This window comes from Clostridium oryzae, assembly GCF_002029235.1.
GTDB lineage: Bacteria > Bacillota > Clostridia > Clostridiales > Clostridiaceae > Clostridium_AE > Clostridium_AE oryzae.
The window spans coordinates 1-17,113 of sequence record NZ_MZGV01000086.1 but is presented as its reverse complement, the minus strand read 5'-3'; the positions used below and the strand labels follow the sequence as shown (position 1 = coordinate 17,113).

General features: G+C 31.8%; 17 protein-coding genes. 16 read left to right on the top strand and 1 reads right to left on the bottom strand.

Annotated features, from left to right (window positions below; translation table 11 throughout):
* The first annotated feature begins 239 nt into the window (after positions 1-239).
* The 9 genes from CLORY_RS20625 (at position 240) to aroQ (ending at position 8,305) form a co-directional block, all read left to right on the top strand.
* A complete protein-coding gene (locus CLORY_RS20625) occupies positions 240-1,592 on the top strand; it encodes an NCS2 family permease (RefSeq protein WP_079428082.1) in 1,353 nt (450 codons plus the stop codon).
* 447 nt (positions 1,593-2,039) lie between these two features.
* Positions 2,040-3,062, top strand: coding sequence for a 3-deoxy-7-phosphoheptulonate synthase (gene aroF / locus CLORY_RS20620; RefSeq protein ID WP_079428080.1), 1,023 nt, complete (start codon positions 2,040-2,042; stop codon positions 3,060-3,062).
* Position 3,063: 1 nt separating this feature from the next.
* Complete coding sequence (locus CLORY_RS20615) at positions 3,064-3,915, top strand: prephenate dehydrogenase (RefSeq protein WP_079428078.1); 852 nt, start codon at positions 3,064-3,066, stop codon at positions 3,913-3,915.
* Position 3,916: 1 nt separating this feature from the next.
* The gene (gene aroB / locus CLORY_RS20610) at positions 3,917-4,990 is read left to right on the top strand and encodes a 3-dehydroquinate synthase (RefSeq protein WP_079428076.1); all 1,074 of its coding nucleotides are present in this window, start codon (positions 3,917-3,919) and stop codon (positions 4,988-4,990) included.
* A gap of 11 nt (positions 4,991-5,001) precedes the next feature.
* Complete coding sequence (aroA, locus tag CLORY_RS20605) at positions 5,002-6,258, top strand: 3-phosphoshikimate 1-carboxyvinyltransferase (protein WP_079428090.1); 1,257 nt, start codon at positions 5,002-5,004, stop codon at positions 6,256-6,258.
* The gene (locus tag CLORY_RS20600) at positions 6,255-6,518 is read left to right on the top strand and encodes a chorismate mutase (protein WP_079428074.1); all 264 of its coding nucleotides are present in this window, start codon (positions 6,255-6,257) and stop codon (positions 6,516-6,518) included. Before aroA ends, CLORY_RS20600 begins: the two co-directional genes overlap by 4 nt.
* A gap of 18 nt (positions 6,519-6,536) precedes the next feature.
* Positions 6,537-7,355: a shikimate dehydrogenase gene (gene aroE / locus CLORY_RS20595; RefSeq protein ID WP_079428088.1), complete on the top strand. Its 819-nt coding sequence runs from the start codon at positions 6,537-6,539 to the stop codon at positions 7,353-7,355.
* Complete coding sequence (locus tag CLORY_RS20590) at positions 7,356-7,871, top strand: shikimate kinase (RefSeq protein ID WP_242954471.1); 516 nt, start codon at positions 7,356-7,358, stop codon at positions 7,869-7,871. It abuts the gene before it with no gap.
* Positions 7,871-8,305: a type II 3-dehydroquinate dehydratase gene (gene aroQ, locus CLORY_RS20585; protein WP_079428072.1), complete on the top strand. Its 435-nt coding sequence runs from the start codon at positions 7,871-7,873 to the stop codon at positions 8,303-8,305. The genes CLORY_RS20590 and aroQ overlap by 1 nt, the downstream gene beginning before the upstream one ends.
* A 155-nt stretch (positions 8,306-8,460) precedes the next feature.
* Here aroQ and CLORY_RS20580 read toward each other — a convergent pair whose 3' ends face one another.
* Positions 8,461-9,066: a CAP domain-containing protein gene (locus tag CLORY_RS20580; RefSeq protein ID WP_079428071.1), complete on the bottom strand. Its 606-nt coding sequence runs from the start codon at positions 9,064-9,066 to the stop codon at positions 8,461-8,463.
* Between the two features lie 145 nt (positions 9,067-9,211).
* On the opposite strand from CLORY_RS20580, the gene CLORY_RS20575 reads away from it, so the two are divergent.
* The 7 genes from CLORY_RS20575 to CLORY_RS20545 all read left to right on the top strand — a co-directional run.
* Positions 9,212-10,057 (top strand): DegV family protein, encoded by an 846-nt coding sequence (locus CLORY_RS20575; RefSeq protein ID WP_079428069.1) that lies wholly within the window; start codon positions 9,212-9,214, stop codon positions 10,055-10,057.
* A 143-nt stretch (positions 10,058-10,200) separates the two neighbouring features.
* Complete coding sequence (locus CLORY_RS20570; protein WP_079428067.1) at positions 10,201-10,908, top strand: pseudouridine synthase; 708 nt, start codon at positions 10,201-10,203, stop codon at positions 10,906-10,908.
* Between the two features lie 217 nt (positions 10,909-11,125).
* The gene (locus tag CLORY_RS20565) at positions 11,126-12,004 is read left to right on the top strand and encodes a MurR/RpiR family transcriptional regulator (RefSeq protein ID WP_079428065.1); all 879 of its coding nucleotides are present in this window, start codon (positions 11,126-11,128) and stop codon (positions 12,002-12,004) included.
* A gap of 68 nt (positions 12,005-12,072) precedes the next feature.
* Positions 12,073-13,299, top strand: coding sequence for a BaiN/RdsA family NAD(P)/FAD-dependent oxidoreductase (locus CLORY_RS20560; RefSeq protein ID WP_079428063.1), 1,227 nt, complete (start codon positions 12,073-12,075; stop codon positions 13,297-13,299).
* 21 nt (positions 13,300-13,320) lie between these two features.
* Positions 13,321-13,968: a (d)CMP kinase gene (gene cmk, locus CLORY_RS20555; protein WP_079428062.1), complete on the top strand. Its 648-nt coding sequence runs from the start codon at positions 13,321-13,323 to the stop codon at positions 13,966-13,968.
* Positions 13,969-13,984: 16 nt separating this feature from the next.
* Positions 13,985-15,901, top strand: a complete 1,917-nt coding sequence (locus CLORY_RS20550; RefSeq protein ID WP_079428061.1) for a bifunctional 4-hydroxy-3-methylbut-2-enyl diphosphate reductase/30S ribosomal protein S1 — start codon at positions 13,985-13,987, stop codon at positions 15,899-15,901.
* Between the two features lie 176 nt (positions 15,902-16,077).
* A partial coding sequence (locus CLORY_RS20545; protein ID WP_242954470.1) for a CotS family spore coat protein occupies positions 16,078-17,113 on the top strand: 1,036 nt, incomplete at its 3' end.

Sequence of the window (17,113 nt, the reverse complement as noted above, 5' to 3'; positions counted from 1 at the left end):
CCTATAAATAATAATTTGATTTTTTTTTTGATATACCTTACAAAACATTTGACAATCTTTTTTACGTTTGATACTATAGTGATGTGATTATTCGAGATAAATTTATGCTTTTTATTCGTGTTTCACTTATTTATAATATTATTTACTAAGTTTGGTTAAAATATATAAGTCCATATCAACGGGATTTATATGTTTTTATATTTTATTTCAAATATTCAAATATATCAAGGAGGAAAATCATGAATAATTTTTTCAAATTAAAAGAAAACGGCACAACAGTAAAAACTGAAGTCATTGCCGGATTAACAACCTTTGTAGCCATGGCCTATATAATATTTGTTAATCCAAACATCTTAGGTACAACTAAAATGGATACTGGTGCTGTATTCGTAGCAACTATACTTTCTGCAGTAATAGGTACATTGGTTATGGGACTTTTCGCTAACGCTCCTTTTGCTCAAGCAGCTGGTATGGGAATGAATGCGTTTTTTACATACTATGTTGTATTGAAAGTTGGTTTAACTTGGCAGCAGGCTTTGGCTTGTGTATTTATTTGCGGTATTATAAACATCATAATTACATTAACAAAGATAAGAATAATGATAATAAATGCTATACCAGATACATTAAAAAATGCAATTGGAGCAGGTATTGGCTTGTTTATAGCATTTGTTGGACTTATTGATGGTAAGCTAGTTGTTCAAGGAAGTCCTATGGTAGACTTAGGTAAAATAATTGAACCAGCTCCTTTACTTACAGTAATTGGTCTTATTATTACAATAGTTTTGATGGTAAGAAAAGTTAGAGGTTCAATATTTCTTGGAATTATTCTAACTACTTTAGTTGGACTTATTGGCCAGCTAGGTTTCGGAATTAAGTTTGGTATAGCTATACCAGAACACTGGACGCTTGTATCTGCACCTCCTAGTCTTTCACCAACACTATTAAAACTTGATTTTCCAGGATTATTCAGCAGCAAGATAGGCTTAGTTTCAGTAATCGTAATAATAATTTCCTTCAGCTTAGTAGATACATTTGATACAATAGGTACTTTCATAGGTACAAGTGCAAAGACTGGAATCTTTGATGAAAAAAATGATAAACCTACTAACAATGGTCTTTTTCCAAGAAAGCTTGATAGAGCTCTTTTTGCAGACGCAACAGCAACTTCTATAGGAGCTCTTTTAGGAACAAGTAATGTTACCACATATGTTGAAAGTACTGCCGGAATCAGTGAGGGCGGAAGAACAGGACTTACTTCGGTTGTAACAGCAATATGTTTTTTACTAGCTCTTTTCTTCAGTCCAATAGTTAGTCTTGTACCATCTTCTGCAACTGCACCTGCACTTATTATAGTTGGTGTTCTTATGGTTAGCTCCATAGCTAGGGTAGATCTTGAGAACTTTGAAGAAGCAGCTCCAGCATTCTTAACTTTTGCTCTTATGCCATTCACATATAGCATTTCTAATGGTATAGCAGCAGGCTTTATATTCTATGTACTTGTTAAGATTGTTGCTGGAAAAGCAAAGAAGGTTCACCCTATAATGTATATATTTGCAATACTGTTTATACTTAAATTTATATTGTCATAATTATTAATTTATTATAGATTTATGGATTATTATTAAGCTTTATTAAGGAAATTTAATAAAACTCTATAAATTAAAAATAAAACAGGGTTTTTCCTGTTTTATTTTTTTTAATTGTTTGTTATAATTATACATAGGATATATAAAAGGAGATTTTATGTCATGATTAATTTTGCAAATTCTTCAGCAAAAAATTATATATATTATTATGGCCAAAGCTATTATTACAACTTTGGTTATTTCTGCTACACAAAATTTGCTTCCAATAAATCATGAGTCAAATAAATTCAGTTAGATAAAGAAGGCTCATAGAGCCTTCTTTTATTTTATACAAATATATATAATGCTTTAATAACAGCATACATGCATTAAACATTATTTAAAAACTGCAATGCCGGAAATTATAGCAAAGTATATCGAAATTTAATTTAAATATAGGAGGGCTAATTTATGGTAATAATAATGAAAAAACAAGCTAGTTCAGAAGATATCAACCATATTAAAGTTAAGATTGAGAAATTGGGGTGTAAAGTACACACAAGTGAGGGAGAAAGCTGCATAATACTTGGGGTTGTAGGAGATACGAGCAGTATTGATACTGGCATTTTCGAAGTAGAGGAAAGTGTAGATAAAGTAATGAGAGTGCAAAGCCCATACAAAAGGGCAAGCAGAGCTTTTCATCCATCTGACACAGTTATTAATTTAGGCACTACATCAATAGGAGGAAACAATCTTACTGTAATTGCAGGACCATGTGCTGTAGAAAATGAAACACAATTACTAACTATAGCATCAGCTGTTAAGAAAAGCGGAGCTACAATACTAAGAGGTGGAGCCTTCAAACCCAGGACCTCTCCATATAGTTTTCAAGGACTAAAAGAAGAAGGACTTAAGCTTCTAAAAAAGGCTAAAGATTTAACAGGTCTTCCTGTAGTAACAGAGGTAATGTCTATAGATCAAATAGAAGTAACATCAAAATATGTTGATATGATACAAATAGGTGCAAGAAATATGCAAAATTTTGAACTGCTTAAGGCTGTTGGCAAAACTGATATGCCTGTACTTCTTAAGAGAGGACTTTCTGCGACAATAGAAGAGTTCCTAATGGCCGCAGAGTACATCATGGCCAGTGGCAATGAAAAAGTTATATTATGTGAAAGAGGTATAAGAACCTATGAGACATACACTAGAAACACTTTAGATATAAGCGCAGTTTTAGCTGTTAAGAAACTAAGCCACTTACCAATCATTGTAGATCCTAGTCATGCAAGCGGCAGATGGTGGATGGTAGAACCTCTTTCTAAAGCAGCTGTAGCCGTTGGAGCGGATGGAATAGCAGTAGAAGTTCATAACGATCCTGCAAATGCCTTAAGTGACGGCGAACAATCTATAAAACCAGAAAAATTTACTGCAATGATGCATTCATTAAGTGATTTAGCTAAAATACAGAATAAGACATTGAAGGTGGATTAACATGGAGGATTTAAGTGGCTTTAAAATAACCGTGGTTGGACTTGGGCTCATCGGTGGTTCCATGGCCAAAGCATTAAAGAAGCTGAATCCTGATAAATTATGGGCTTTTGATAAAGATGCATCTGTTCTTAATAATGCAAAAGCCAACAATACTATTGATGATGGTTTTAAAGATAATGATGAAGTTTTAGCCGCAAGTGATATCGTGTTGATTGCATTATACCCTAAAGACACAGCAGAATTTATTATTTCAAAAATGAATTGTTTTAAGCAGAATGCAATAATTACAGATGCTTGCGGCCTAAAACAATATATATTTGAGCAAGTTGAAAAAAATATTAGAAAAGATATCAATTTCATCGGAGGACATCCAATGGCTGGCAAAGAAGTTTCCGGTTTTAAAAATGCCGATGAAAATATGTTTGTTAATTCAAGTTATTTCCTAATTTCATCAAATAACTGCACTGCAGAATCATTATCATTGCTAGAAACCATTGTATATTTAATCGGTTGTAAAAATGTTATAAAAGTATCTGCTGATGAACACGATCAAATCATAGCATATACTAGTCATTTACCTCATATAATAGCAGTTTCACTTATTAATTGCTGCAATATGGACTTTCAGTTAAATAAAATATCAGGCGGAAGTTTTAGAGATGCCACCAGAGTTGCTAATATTAACAGCAAACTCTGGGGAAAACTTCTTATAGAAAATAGGCGAAACTCATTGACTATGTTAGACAAATTTATTGATAACTTAAATACGATGAAAGAATATATATCTAACCAAGATTTAGTAAGTTTAAATAGTGAACTTGACAAAGCAGCGTCAAAAAGGAAGGAGTTTTAAAATGATAAAAATTCCAATAAACATTCCAGGTAAAGAGTATGAAATATATATCGAACGAGGTCTTATAAAAAATGCAGCTTCAGTTATAAGAAAAGTTGTTCCTTGCAAAAACGTAGTAGTTATTACAGATGAAAATGTAAATAAGCTATATGCTCCATCCCTGATGGATGGACTTGCTAAAGAAGGATATAATGCAAATATTGTAGTCTTACCCGCAGGAGAGAGTACTAAAAGCATGTCCAGCCTCGAATATTTGTACAATAAGTTTATCGATTATTCTCTTAATAGAGATAGTCTGCTTATAGCTCTTGGCGGAGGTGTGATAGGAGACCTTACAGGTTTTGCCGCCGCTACATTCTTAAGAGGCATAAGCTATGTACAAATACCTACCTCGATAACAGCTCAAGTAGACAGCAGCATCGGAGGTAAAGTAGCAGTAGACCTGAAAAGGGGAAAAAACCTTGTAGGAAACTTCTATCATCCAAAACTTGTTGTAATGGATCCAGAAGTGCTAAGTACATTAGAAGAGAGATTCTTTAGTGATGGTATGGCAGAGGTAATTAAGTATGCATTGATTCGTGATAGAGAATTATTCAATAGGCTTTTAAGCTGGAATAGGATGCAGCTATCTAATAACCTTGAATATGTTTTATCTACTTGCTGTAATATCAAGAAACAGATAGTAGAAAAGGACGAAAAAGATAAAGGGGAACGTATGCTGCTCAATTTCGGACATACGATTGGCCATGCGGTTGAAAAGTACTACGATTATAAGAAATTTTCTCATGGTGAGGCTGTAGCTATAGGAATGTATAATATAGCTCTGATAGGTGAGCATTTAGGCTTAACAGAAAAAGGTACTAATGTTCATGTAAAAGAACTTATAAATAAATATAGCCTTCCGTTTGAATTAAAAGATATGGATATAGATGTATTAGTTGATACAATGAGCGGAGACAAGAAGGTTTTAGATAATGGTCTAAATTTCATATTTATAAGTGAAATAGGGAAATCTTTTATTAAAGCTATAGATACTTCTATAATAAGAAAATCTTTAAAATCAAAGGAGGGTTAATCTTGGGTCAAATATCATTTTTAAGCAGTAGAAAGCTTTCAGGTACAGTTGCTATTCCTTCTTCAAAAAGCCTGAGCCACAGGTCTATCATATGCGCTGCATTAGCTGATGGAGAAAGTACTATCTCAAACTTATCTTTTTCAAAAGATATCGATGCAACTATCTCAATACTGAAAAATTTAGGTGCGCAATTTAAAAAATCAGCTTCTGCATTAGTAGTATCCGGAACAGGTAAATTAAAGCTGATATCAAATAGACTTTTTTGTGAAGAAAGTGGTTCCACTCTTAGATTTCTGATACCTGTGGCACTGCTTCAGAATGAACCTGTTGAGTTTGATGGTAAAGGTAAACTAGGAGAACGGCCTTTAGATCCGTACTTTAGAATATTTGACAGACAGCAAATAAAATACAGCCATACAGATAATTATCTTCCACTATATATAGAAGGGACATTAAAGCCTGATGTATTCGAAATTCCTGGCAATGTTAGTTCTCAGTTTATAAGCGGTCTTCTATTTGCTCTGCCTCTTTTGGATTCTGATTCGGAAATTTTGATACAAGGAATTTTAGAGTCAAAACCATATATAGATTTGACATTAGATTCTTTAAAAAATTTCGGTATTAAAATAGATAATCTAAATTACGAGAGATTTAAAATATCTGGCAATCAACATTATATTCCAAAAGACATTACTGTAGAAGGCGATTTTTCACAAGCAGCTTTCTTTCTTGCTGCTGGAGTCATAAATGGCGACATATACTGTGATAATTTAAGTTCTGACTCGCTTCAGGGCGATAAGGCAATAGTTGATTTACTTATTACCATGGGAGGTAATATTACTAAAGAAAACAATATGCTGCATGCTCAAACTTCATTTCTAAATGGAATTGAAATAGATGCTTCACAGATTCCAGATATTGTTCCAATATTAGCAGTGTGCGCGGCTGTAAGCCAAGGTACAACTACAATATATAATGCTTCAAGGTTAAGAATAAAAGAATGTGACAGACTTAAGGCAATATCATCAGAGCTTAATAAAATAGGTGCGGATGTAGAAGAAAAAGAAGATTCCCTTATCATTCATGGCAAGGAAACTTTAGACGGCGGTTTAGTTGATTCCTGGAACGATCATAGAATAGCAATGTCAATGGCTATCGCTTCACTGAAATGTAAAAATAAACTCACAATAACTAACTGTGAAGCTATAAATAAATCTTATCCTGATTTCTATAAAGACATTAAAAACTTGGGCGGTGATTTAACGTGAACAAACTTGATGAATTAAGAGATGAAATTGATAAATTGGATACAGAAATTTTATCACTGTTAGAAAAACGCTTTGCAGCATGCAAAGGCGTAGGAGAATATAAGTTAGAAAACGAGCTTCCAATTTTAAATGAGGAAAGAGAACAACAAGTTATAGAAAAAATATTAAAAAAAATCAAGGATCCATATTATTCTGACTATATAAAACAGATATTTATAACTATAATGGATGAAAGTAAAAAATTGCAAAAAAATTTATAATTGAAAGGTCTAATGATTATGAATTGTTATGGACTTATTGGTAAAAAGCTAGGACACAGTATTTCTCCAAGCATACATGAAGAGATATTTAAACTATTTAATATCTCAGGTGAATATAAACTTTATGAATTAGCGCCTGAAAAGTTATACGATGAAATTAATGAGTTTAAAATAAAAGGTATAAAAGGTTTTAATGTAACAATTCCATATAAATTTGATATAATGCCGTTACTTGATCATATAAGTGAAGAAGCTGCTGCAATAGGCGCAGTGAATACAGTAAATTTTAAAGACAATAAACTTTACGGCTATAACACGGATTATTATGGAATCAAGCTTACATTTGAAAAACACAATATAGATTTAAAAGGTAAGCCTGCAGTGATTTTAGGTAATGGCGGCGCAGCTGCAGCTGTTGTTCAATACTTAATAGATGCTGGCTGCAGCAGTATAACCTTTGTAGTAAGAAATATCGAAAAGGCAAAGTCTAATAATAAATTTTCACAATTTTCAATGGTTACTTATGATCAGCTGCCGCTTATAAAAGATAAATATGTATTAATTAATTGTACACCCTGTGGTATGTTTCCTAAAGCTGATGATTGTGCAGTATCAAAGGACTTTGTAAATGGATTTTCTTTTGCATTTGACCTTATCTATAACCCAAAGCAAACTTTATTTCTGCAATATGCCTCCAAACTCGGAATAAAGCATTCCAATGGTCTCTATATGCTTGTAGGGCAGGCTGTAGCGGCAGAAAGCATCTGGAATGGTATAAATTTTGATTTAGCTACTGTAGATGATATATACAAAATAATAGATGAAAAGGTGATATAATTGGCACAAGCCTCTTGTAATAATTTGGTACTTATTGGGATGCCCGGCTGTGGAAAAACGACTATTGCAAACGAGCTAAAAGAAAAATTATGTATTCCATGCTTAGACACAGATGCAATTATAGAATATACACAAAAAAAATCTATAAGTGAATTATTCAAGCTAGGAGAAAATTATTTTAGAAATATAGAGGAAAAGGTGGTATTCGATGCAAGCCTCTTAAGCGGTGTAATAATTTCTACTGGAGGCGGAGTTATAAAAAGGTATAACAACATAGTTAATCTAAAGAAAAACGGTGTAATATTTTTTATAAATAGGCCTCTTAGTAAAATCTTAGAAGATATAGACGTAGATAACAGACCTCTTCTAAAAGATAAAAAGGAAAGCATTATAAAGTTATATAACGAAAGAATTGACTTATATAAAGGCTATGCAGATATAGAAATAATCAATGACAGTTCCATCGAAGAAGTACTAAGCAGGATAATAAATCTTTACAAAGGGTGTGATTTATAGTGAAAATAATGGTGTTAAATGGTCCTAATATAAATTTTCTTGGCATAAGAGAAAAGACTATATATGGTGTAGAGGATTATGAATATCTATGTAATTTGATTAAAACTGAAGCTGAGGAAAGCAATATATCAGCCACTATACTTCAAAGTAACATTGAAGGAGAGATCATAAATTTTATTCAGCAGGCATATCATGAAAAGTACGACGGCATAATTATTAATCCAGGTGCTTACACACATTATAGCTACGCTATTTACGATGCAATAAAATCAGTAAGCATTCCTACGGTTGAAGTTCATATTTCAAATATACATTCAAGAGATGAATTTAGACGTAAATCCGTAACTGCTGGTGCATGCGTAGGTATTATAGGCGGGTTTGGACTTTACGGTTACATAATGGCACTAAACTATTTTAAGCAAAAGCAAAAATAGTTTAGGTTAAGTTAATTTAATACACACTCATATATTCTCAAAAAATTATCAGATGTACTGCATCTGATAATTTTTTTAATAGAGTAAATTTATTTGAAGTAATTCAGATATCGAATAAATTCTTTTTTCTTTTCCCTATTAACTTTTTACATAGATCATCTTATAAACATCTGTGTCCAATAGGAAGTTCCTGATGAATCCTTTGCAAGGCCAACTCCTATCTGAGTATAGGTACCGCTTAAAATATTGCTCCTATGCCCTGGAGAGTTCATCCATGAATTCATTACTTCTGCCGGACTTCTTTGACCTTTGGCTATATTTTCCCCTGCTGCACTGAACTGTATTCCAAAATTTTGCATCATAGTAAACGGAGACCCATAAGTAGGGGATGTGTGAGAAAAATAATTTTTATTAATCATATCCTGACATTTATATCTAGCCACTCTCTCCAACTGCCAATTCATCGTTAGTGGCTTAACTCCAGCTCTAGCACGCTCTGCGTTTACAAGTCTCAAAACTTCACTTTCCTGACTCTTAACGTCAGTCATAGTTGGTACTTTTATTCTTTGACCAACATATATTATAGCTGGATTGCTAATACTAGGATTAGCTGCTACGATTTCACTTATACCAGACTGATACTTTTGTGCAATCTTCCAAAGCGTATCGCCACTTTGTACAGTATGAATTGTATCTTGTGCAAATGCCTCAGTAGTAATGCCACATACCAATGCTAATGTTAATAACATAGTTTTTTTCATTAAGAAAACACCTCCAAACTTATTATTTATATTTTAGTTCTTTTTATTCTATAAATTTATTATCACTATTGATAATGGTATCTAAAATGATATAATAACTATATAATTTATTTATAATGTATGATTTAATACGAGGTGATATAGTATGGAGAAAATCGCTATAATAACTGATTCGACTAGCGATATAAATAATGAATTAATCAAAAAGTATAATATAAAGCTTTTACCTTTTAAAATAATATATCCTGATAAAGAATACCGAGACAGGTTTGAAATATCACCAGAGGAAGTATATGGCAACTTTAAAAATACTGTTCCTAAATCATCTATTCCTTCATTAGAAGAAATGACAAAAGCATTTGAAGATATAGTTGCGGAAGGTTATACTCATGTTATTGCTATAACATTATCATCTGGTTTGTCAGGCATAGCTAATGCTATTGAAATGACAAGTGAAAACTTTCCCTCTTTAAAAACCTGCGTCTTTGATTCTAAATCCATTTCTATGGGCGAAGGATATCTGGTAGAAACCTGCTGCAGACTTATAGATGAGCAAAAAAGTTTTGATGAGATAATAGCAGTACTTGAACAGATAAGATCTACATATAAAGTTTTCTTCATAATAGGCACTTTAGAATATTTAATAAAGGGCGGAAGAATTGGAAAAGTTGCGGGTACAGTAGGAGAGTTATTAAATATTAAACCTATAATTTCAATAAATAATGATGGAGTTTACTACCAATATGCAAAGGCTAGGGGAAGAAAGCAATCTTTAAATAAGATGCTGGAGATTTCAAAAGAACTGCTTGCAGAATCACCCAAAAAAATATACGTAATGAGTGGTTATGCTGAAGAAGAATGTCACTGGATGGTAGATAAAATGAAAGACTTCTACAACGTTAAATCAATACAATACGGCGGAAATATAAGTCCCGTAGCTGGAGTTCACAGTGGTCCAGGTCTTGTAGGAATAATATTTATTAATGCTTAAAAATATCAAAATAATTAACTTATGAATTAGGAATTCTACGATAATTTTCACATAAAGCCTAATTACAATTCCTAATTCTTCTTTTTTTTTATATTGTTTTATACTATAATTAACCATATGCTATAAAGTGGTGATTGATTACGATGGAAAGATTGCAAAAATATATGGCTAGATGTGGTGTAGCCTCAAGAAGAAAATGTGAAGAACTAATACTTAACGGAAAAGTTAAAGTTAATGGTATTGTCGTTACAGAATTAGGTACAAAGATTAATGAAAGTGAAGATGAAGTATTAGTTTCAAATAAAAGAATTAGTCCAGTTAAAGACAAGATATATATAATGTTAAATAAGCCTTGTGGTTATGTTTCAACGGTAAAAGACGAAAGGGGCCGCCCTACAATCATAGACTTAATCGATATTAATGAGCGTATTTATCCTATAGGCCGACTTGACTATGATACTTCTGGTCTCATACTGTTAACAAATGATGGTGATATTTATAATAAAATAATACATCCGCGAAAAGAAGTTAATAAAGTATATTTGGCAAAGCTGCGTGGTAAACTTACTGGTAACAAAATAAGTAGATTTGAAAACGGCGTTGATATAGGCGGCTATATCACTGCTAAATCTGAGATATCTATCATAAAAGAAAATACAGAATCAACAGACGTAAAAATAACAATACATGAAGGTAAAAATAGACAGATACGAAAAATGTGTGAGGCTATCGGAAACCCTGTAATTTCGCTTAAACGCATTTCGATTTCAAATCTCTCACTTGGAAGTTTGCCGCAAGGTAAGTGGAGATATTTAACTGATAAGGAATTGAAGGATTTGATTAATGATTAATATAGGCATTTAACTATTAGCTTTACAGTCTATTAGATTCTTAAGCGATAAACGAGCATATTTAACTTTTATAATCATTATCTTTAAGTTTATTTTTTATAAAATTATTAATTATGCAAAAATTCATCTATTATGAAAGAATTATTGCATCTCCCTTCAACTAATGCTAGAATTAACTTGTACTTGCAGAAGTCTAACATAGGAGTGAACAAGATTTATGGATAATGATAAACAAGATTTAATGCGGCTTATACAAGTTAAATTCCAACGACTTAGCAAAGGTCAAAAATTAATAGCTGAATATATTTTGAAGCATTATGATAAAGCAGCTTTCATGACGGCCGCCAAACTTGGAAACAGTGTAGGGGTTAGTGAATCAACAGTAGTTAGATTTGCAAATGAATTAGGCTACACAGGATACCCAACTTTGCAGAAAGCGCTTCAGGAACTTATTAAAAATAAGCTTACTACAGTTCAGAGAATTGAGCTTTCAAATGATTATAACAGCGATGTCAATGCTTTAAAAGGTGTTCTTAAATCTGATATGGAAAATCTTAGAGCCACGTTAGAAAAAATCAATTATAAAACTTTTGAGGATGTAGTTAGGTGTATATTTGAATCCAAGAGGATATATATAATAGGCCTTAGAAGTTCAACAGCATTAGCTGAATTTTTGGGATTTTATTTAAATCTTATTTTGGACAACGTAAAGGTAGTTTCTTATGGCGTAAGTGATATTTTTGAACAGCTGATAAATATAGAAGAAAGTGACATGGTTATTGGAATAGGTTTCCCTCGCTATGCTAATAAGACAATAGAGGTGTTATCTTTTGCGCAAAGCAGGAAATCAACTGTAGTTGCAATAACAGATAGTCTACTTTCACCTTTAGCTTCAAAGGCTGATTACACATTAATAGCCCAAAGTAATATGGCCTCTTTCGTAGATTCACTTGTGGCACCGCTTAGTGTTATAAATGCACTTATAATAGCGGTAGGTCTTAGAGAAAAAGAGAAAATTTCTTCTACTTTTTCTGATTTAGAAAATATTTGGGAAGAATATAATGTGTACTCTTATAAAAACAAAGAGGAAAAATAGTGCATACTATTTTGTATTCTAAGACCTGAAAGGGTCTTTTTTAATAATTCATTACAAGAGGTGTTAGCTTGAAAAAAGTTATTGTAATCGGGGGCGGTCCAGCTGGAATGATGGCTGCCATCGAAGCATCAAAAAAATGTAAGGTAATTTTACTAGAGGGAAATGAAAAGCTAGGTAAGAAACTTTATATAACAGGTAAAGGAAGATGCAATGTAACAAACGCAAAAGATATAAGCGAATTTTTCGATTATATACCTGGCAACCCACATTTCCTATACAGTTCTTTATATGGGTTTACAAACACAGATACAATGGATTTTTTTACAAGGCAAGGTATAAAACTAAAGGTTGAGAGAGGGGATAGAGTATTCCCCGAATCAGATAAATCTTCTGATATCATAAATGGATTAATCAAAGCATTACATTCAAATGGAGTCGACATCAGGTTAAAGTCTAAAGTTGAGAAATTAATTAAGAAGGAAAATGTTGTAACAGCAGCTATATTAGAAAATGGTGACACTGTCCAAGGAGACTGTTTTGTAATATCTACTGGAGGAAAATCTTATCCTCTCACAGGTTCCACCGGTGCTGGATTTTTATTTGCCAAATCCTTAGGACACACTGTTACTCCATTGAAACCTTCATTAGTTCCAATAGAAATAGAAGAAAAATGGATTTCTCAGCTTCAAGGACTCTCTCTTAAAAATGTCAAAGTTGATGTGTTAAAAGATTCCAAAAGTATCTTCAGTGATTTTGGAGAGATGCTTTTTACGCATTTTGGTGTCTCTGGTCCTCTTATATTAACAGCTAGCAGAGTTGTAGTAGCGGGTTCAAAATTGAAGCTTTCTATTGATTTAAAACCATCTTTGACTAACGAAGAATTAGATAAGAGAATTCAGAGAGATTTTCTAGAATTTAAGAATAAGGATTTGAAAAATTCCCTTAATCTGCTTCTACCTCAAAAAATAATCCCTATAGTGATAATGCTATCAGATATTCCTGATACTAAAAAAATTAATTCTATCACCAGAGAAGAAAGAAAAAGGCTTGTTGATATAATTAAAAGCCTAACGTTATCTATTAAAGGATTAAGACCGATAGATGAGGCTATAGTGACTGCTGGAGGAATAAATACATTAGAAATTGATCCCTCTACAATGAAATCTAAAATTTGCAGTAATGTCTATTTCGCAGGTGAAGTAATTGATATTGATGCTTTTACTGGAGGATATAATGTTCAAATAGCGTTATCAACTGGTTTTCTTGCAGGTAGAAGCATTTGTGAAAGTAATTAATTTAAGAAAGGTTGATATTAAATGAATTTAGCTATAGCTATAGATGGACCAGCAGGAGCTGGAAAAAGTACAATTGCTAAAAGAGTAGCACGAAAACTAAATATAATGTACTTAAATACAGGACTTATGTATAGAGCAGTTACATATAAAGCATTAAAGGAAAATATAAAACCTGAACAGCTTGAAAAATTATGTGCTGCAGTCGATGCGATGGAAATGTACTTCGACAACTATGACATAATAGTTGATGGTATGCTGCTAACTCCAGAACTTACTACTCCAGAGATAAGTAAAAATGTATCGGCTTATGCCTGTTTAGCTGAAATAAGAAAAAGAATGGTAAAACTACAGCAGGAACTTTCTAAAAAATATGACGTTATAATGGATGGCAGAGATATCGGTACTGTTGTATTAAAAGATGCTCCTTTTAAATTTTTTCTCACTGCCTCTGCAGAAGAAAGAGCAAAAAGAAGATATATCGAATTAAAAAGTAAAAATATTGAAGTTGACTACGATCAAGTATTAAAAGATATAATCCATAGAGATTATTTGGATACTACTAGAGAAGTCGATCCACTTGTAAAAGCAGAAGATGCTATAGAAATAGATACTACCAGTCTACGCATAGATGAAATAGTTGATATCATATTAAACCATATAAATAAATAATAGATGGAGGTATTTTATGGAAAGGCAAATAATACTTGCAGATTATGCGGGATTTTGCTTTGGAGTAAAAAGAGCTGTAGATACAGCAATAAATTCAGCAGATAAATTTTCTTCAAATATATATACTTTAGGGCCGCTAATCCATAATAGTAATGTAGTTGAATATTTAAAAGAATCAGGTATAAGCAAGATTGACCTTGATGATATTCATAAATTAAAAGAAAATGATACCGTTATAATAAGATCACATGGAGTTTCTCAGCATATAATACATATGCTTCAGGATAAAAATGTAAATATTATTGATGCAACTTGCCCATATGTTGCCAGTATTCATAAAAAAGTTAATTACTATTCCCAGCTAGGATATGCTATAATATTAGTTGGTGACAAAAATCATCCTGAAGTAATAGGAGTAAACGGTTGGTGTAATAATAATGCTATAATTTCAAAAGATGGGGAAGATTTGCCTGATAAATTACCTAATAAAGTATGTATCGTTTCTCAAACTACTGAGAAGCAGGAAAATTGGAACAAAGTTCTCGATATAGTTACAAGAAACTGTAAAGAAATCGTAGCTTTCAATACAATTTGTAATGCAACTTCCCAACGCCAGAAAAGTTCAGAACAACTCGCTAAAAAGGTAGATGCTATGTTGGTCATCGGCAGCAGAGAAAGTTCTAACACAAATAAATTGTATGAAATTTGTAGCAGCAATTGTAAAAATACAGTCTTTATTGAAAATGCAGATGAAATACCTTCCTGGTTATTATCAGATGAAAAACTTAGGAAAATAGGGATAACAGCAGGTGCATCAACACCTGATTGGATTATAAAGGAGGCTTTAAATAAAATGAGTGAAAATGTAAAAAATGATTTTAATGAACAGCTTGAATACATGGAGCAATTTGATAAACAAATTCATGTTGGAGCGATAGTTAAAGGTGAAATCATTTCTATTAATGAAAAGGAAGCATATCTTAATATAGGATATAAAGCAGATGCCTTGTTACCATTAAGTGAGGCTACTTTTGATGAAAACAAAGGTCTTAGCGATCTATTTTCTATAGGTGATACTATAGAAGCTAAAGTTATAAGCATAAGGAATGAAGACGGTTATGTTGTTCTTTCAAGAGTAGAAATGGAAAGAACTGAAAATTTAAAATTCTTAAGAGAAGTATTCAATGAAAAGAAAACAATCGATGTATTAATTAAAGAAGCTGTAAATGGAGGAGTTATAGCAAATTATAATGGCATAAGAATATTTATACCAGCTTCTCATTTAGATTTAAATCATGTAGATGATTTAAATGCATTCGTTGGAAAAAAACTCGATATAACTTTAATTGAATTCGAAGAAAATAGAAAGAAAACCAGAATTGTTGGTTCAAAGAGAGAGTTATTAAAAGCAGAGAAGGAAAAGCTTCAAGAAGCAACTTGGAACAAACTTGAGAAGGATCAAGTTGTTGAAGGTGAAGTTAAAAGATTGACATCCTTCGGTGCATTTGTTGATATAGAAGGCGTAGATGGACTTCTTCATGTTTCAGAAATATCTTGGGGTAGAGTAAATAAACCTTCTGATATTTTGACTATTGGAGATAAGATATCTGTAAAAATTATAGATATTGATAAAGAAAATAAAAAACTTTCATTAAGCCTTAAAGCTCTAACTAAAGAGCCTTGGGAAGATGTAGAAGTGAAATATCCTGCAGATAATATCGTACTTGGTAAAGTCGTACGTTTCGCTGATTTTGGTGCATTCGTTGAATTAGAGCCTGGAGTTGATGGTTTAGTTCATATATCAGAAATAAGCCATAAGAGAATAGAAAAGCCTTCAGATGAATTGACAATAGGTCAGAACGTAAAAGCAAAAATACTTGATGTAAATAAGGAAGCTAAGAAAATAGCATTAAGTATAAAAGCTGTAGAGTAAAGTTATACAAAAGATACAACAGTAATACTGTATTGATTTTCATGCAGTATTACTTTTTTATATCGCGAACTAAATAAGACTAATTATTCATTAGTCCAGTTCATAGCTAATAAATGTTCTACAAGCAAATGCCCATTAATATATTTATATAAAGTTCTAATAAAAGGAGACATAAGTTGGAACAAGTTAATGAAAACAGCAAACTTAAGTCTAAAGAAATCCAAATATTAAGAGCTGTTCTTAAGCGGTATGATATATTTTCATTTTCTGCTTCAAAAGTTAGGAGCATATATAAAATAACCACTCCTACGGGCACTTTTTGCTTAAAAAAAATGAGACATGGAAGATCAAAGGTTAAAAATGGATATATCTTAGTGCAACATTTAAATAGCGAAAATTTTCACTATACGGCAAAGTATTATAAAACAATTAACGATAAATATTATGTTCCTATGCATAATCATATTTTCTATCTTACAGAATGGATAGATGGAAGCGAGTGTAATCTTTCTAATATCAACGAGGCTGTTTCTTGCTCAAAACTTTTAGCTAATTTTCATAATGCAGTTAATAATATCAGTATTCGCGGTATGAAGATAGGTACTAAATTCGTAGACTGGCCAAAAATTTTATTTAAGGCTGCTAACGATCTAAAGTTTTACAAAAAAACTATCATAAAAAAAAGGATTCAAAGCGAATTTGATAATATGTATTTAAATTGGATAGATATATACTATAATAGAATTATTAAGGCAATAAACCTTTTAAATAGCTCAAATTATGATGAACTTCTTGCAAAAGCTATATGTAACCATACCATATGCCATAACAGTTTTTACTATCAAAACATAATTAAAACTGTTAGTGATTATTATATTATAGATTTAGATTCAATTGTAATTGATATACAAATAGTAGATCTAATGCATTTTATTAGAAGGCTTATGTGTAAAAGCGAATACAGTTGGGATTTTAATAAGGCTAAAGTTATTATTGAGTCTTATGCATCTGTAAAACCAATTTCTTATTCAGAATTTCAAATAATGGTTGCAATGATTGTATATCCTCATAAGTTTATGAAACTCGGTAAAAAATACTATATTAAGAATAAGCACTGGTCTAACGAAAAATACATGCGCAAACTTAATCGCTTTATTAAATCCAGTGATAAAGAAAATTTATTTATTGATAACTTTATGAAATATATAGATA

Bases quoted from the DNA above. Each gene is read 5' to 3' on its own strand.
- CLORY_RS20625 (WP_079428082.1), top strand. From the start codon at position 240: ATGAATAATTTTTTCAAATTAAAAGAAAACGGCACAACAGTAAAAACT.
- aroF (WP_079428080.1), top strand. From the start codon at position 2,040: ATGGTAATAATAATGAAAAAACAAGCTAGTTCAGAAGATATCAACCAT.
- CLORY_RS20615 (WP_079428078.1), top strand. From the start codon at position 3,064: ATGGAGGATTTAAGTGGCTTTAAAATAACCGTGGTTGGACTTGGGCTC.
- aroB (WP_079428076.1), top strand. From the start codon at position 3,917: ATGATAAAAATTCCAATAAACATTCCAGGTAAAGAGTATGAAATATAT.
- aroE (WP_079428088.1), top strand. From the start codon at position 6,537: ATGAATTGTTATGGACTTATTGGTAAAAAGCTAGGACACAGTATTTCT.
- CLORY_RS20580 (WP_079428071.1), bottom strand. From the start codon at position 9,066: ATGAAAAAAACTATGTTATTAACATTAGCATTGGTATGTGGCATTACT.
- CLORY_RS20575 (WP_079428069.1), top strand. From the start codon at position 9,212: ATGGAGAAAATCGCTATAATAACTGATTCGACTAGCGATATAAATAAT.
- CLORY_RS20570 (WP_079428067.1), top strand. From the start codon at position 10,201: ATGGAAAGATTGCAAAAATATATGGCTAGATGTGGTGTAGCCTCAAGA.
- CLORY_RS20565 (WP_079428065.1), top strand. From the start codon at position 11,126: ATGGATAATGATAAACAAGATTTAATGCGGCTTATACAAGTTAAATTC.
- cmk (WP_079428062.1), top strand. From the start codon at position 13,321: ATGAATTTAGCTATAGCTATAGATGGACCAGCAGGAGCTGGAAAAAGT.
- CLORY_RS20550 (WP_079428061.1), top strand. From the start codon at position 13,985: ATGGAAAGGCAAATAATACTTGCAGATTATGCGGGATTTTGCTTTGGA.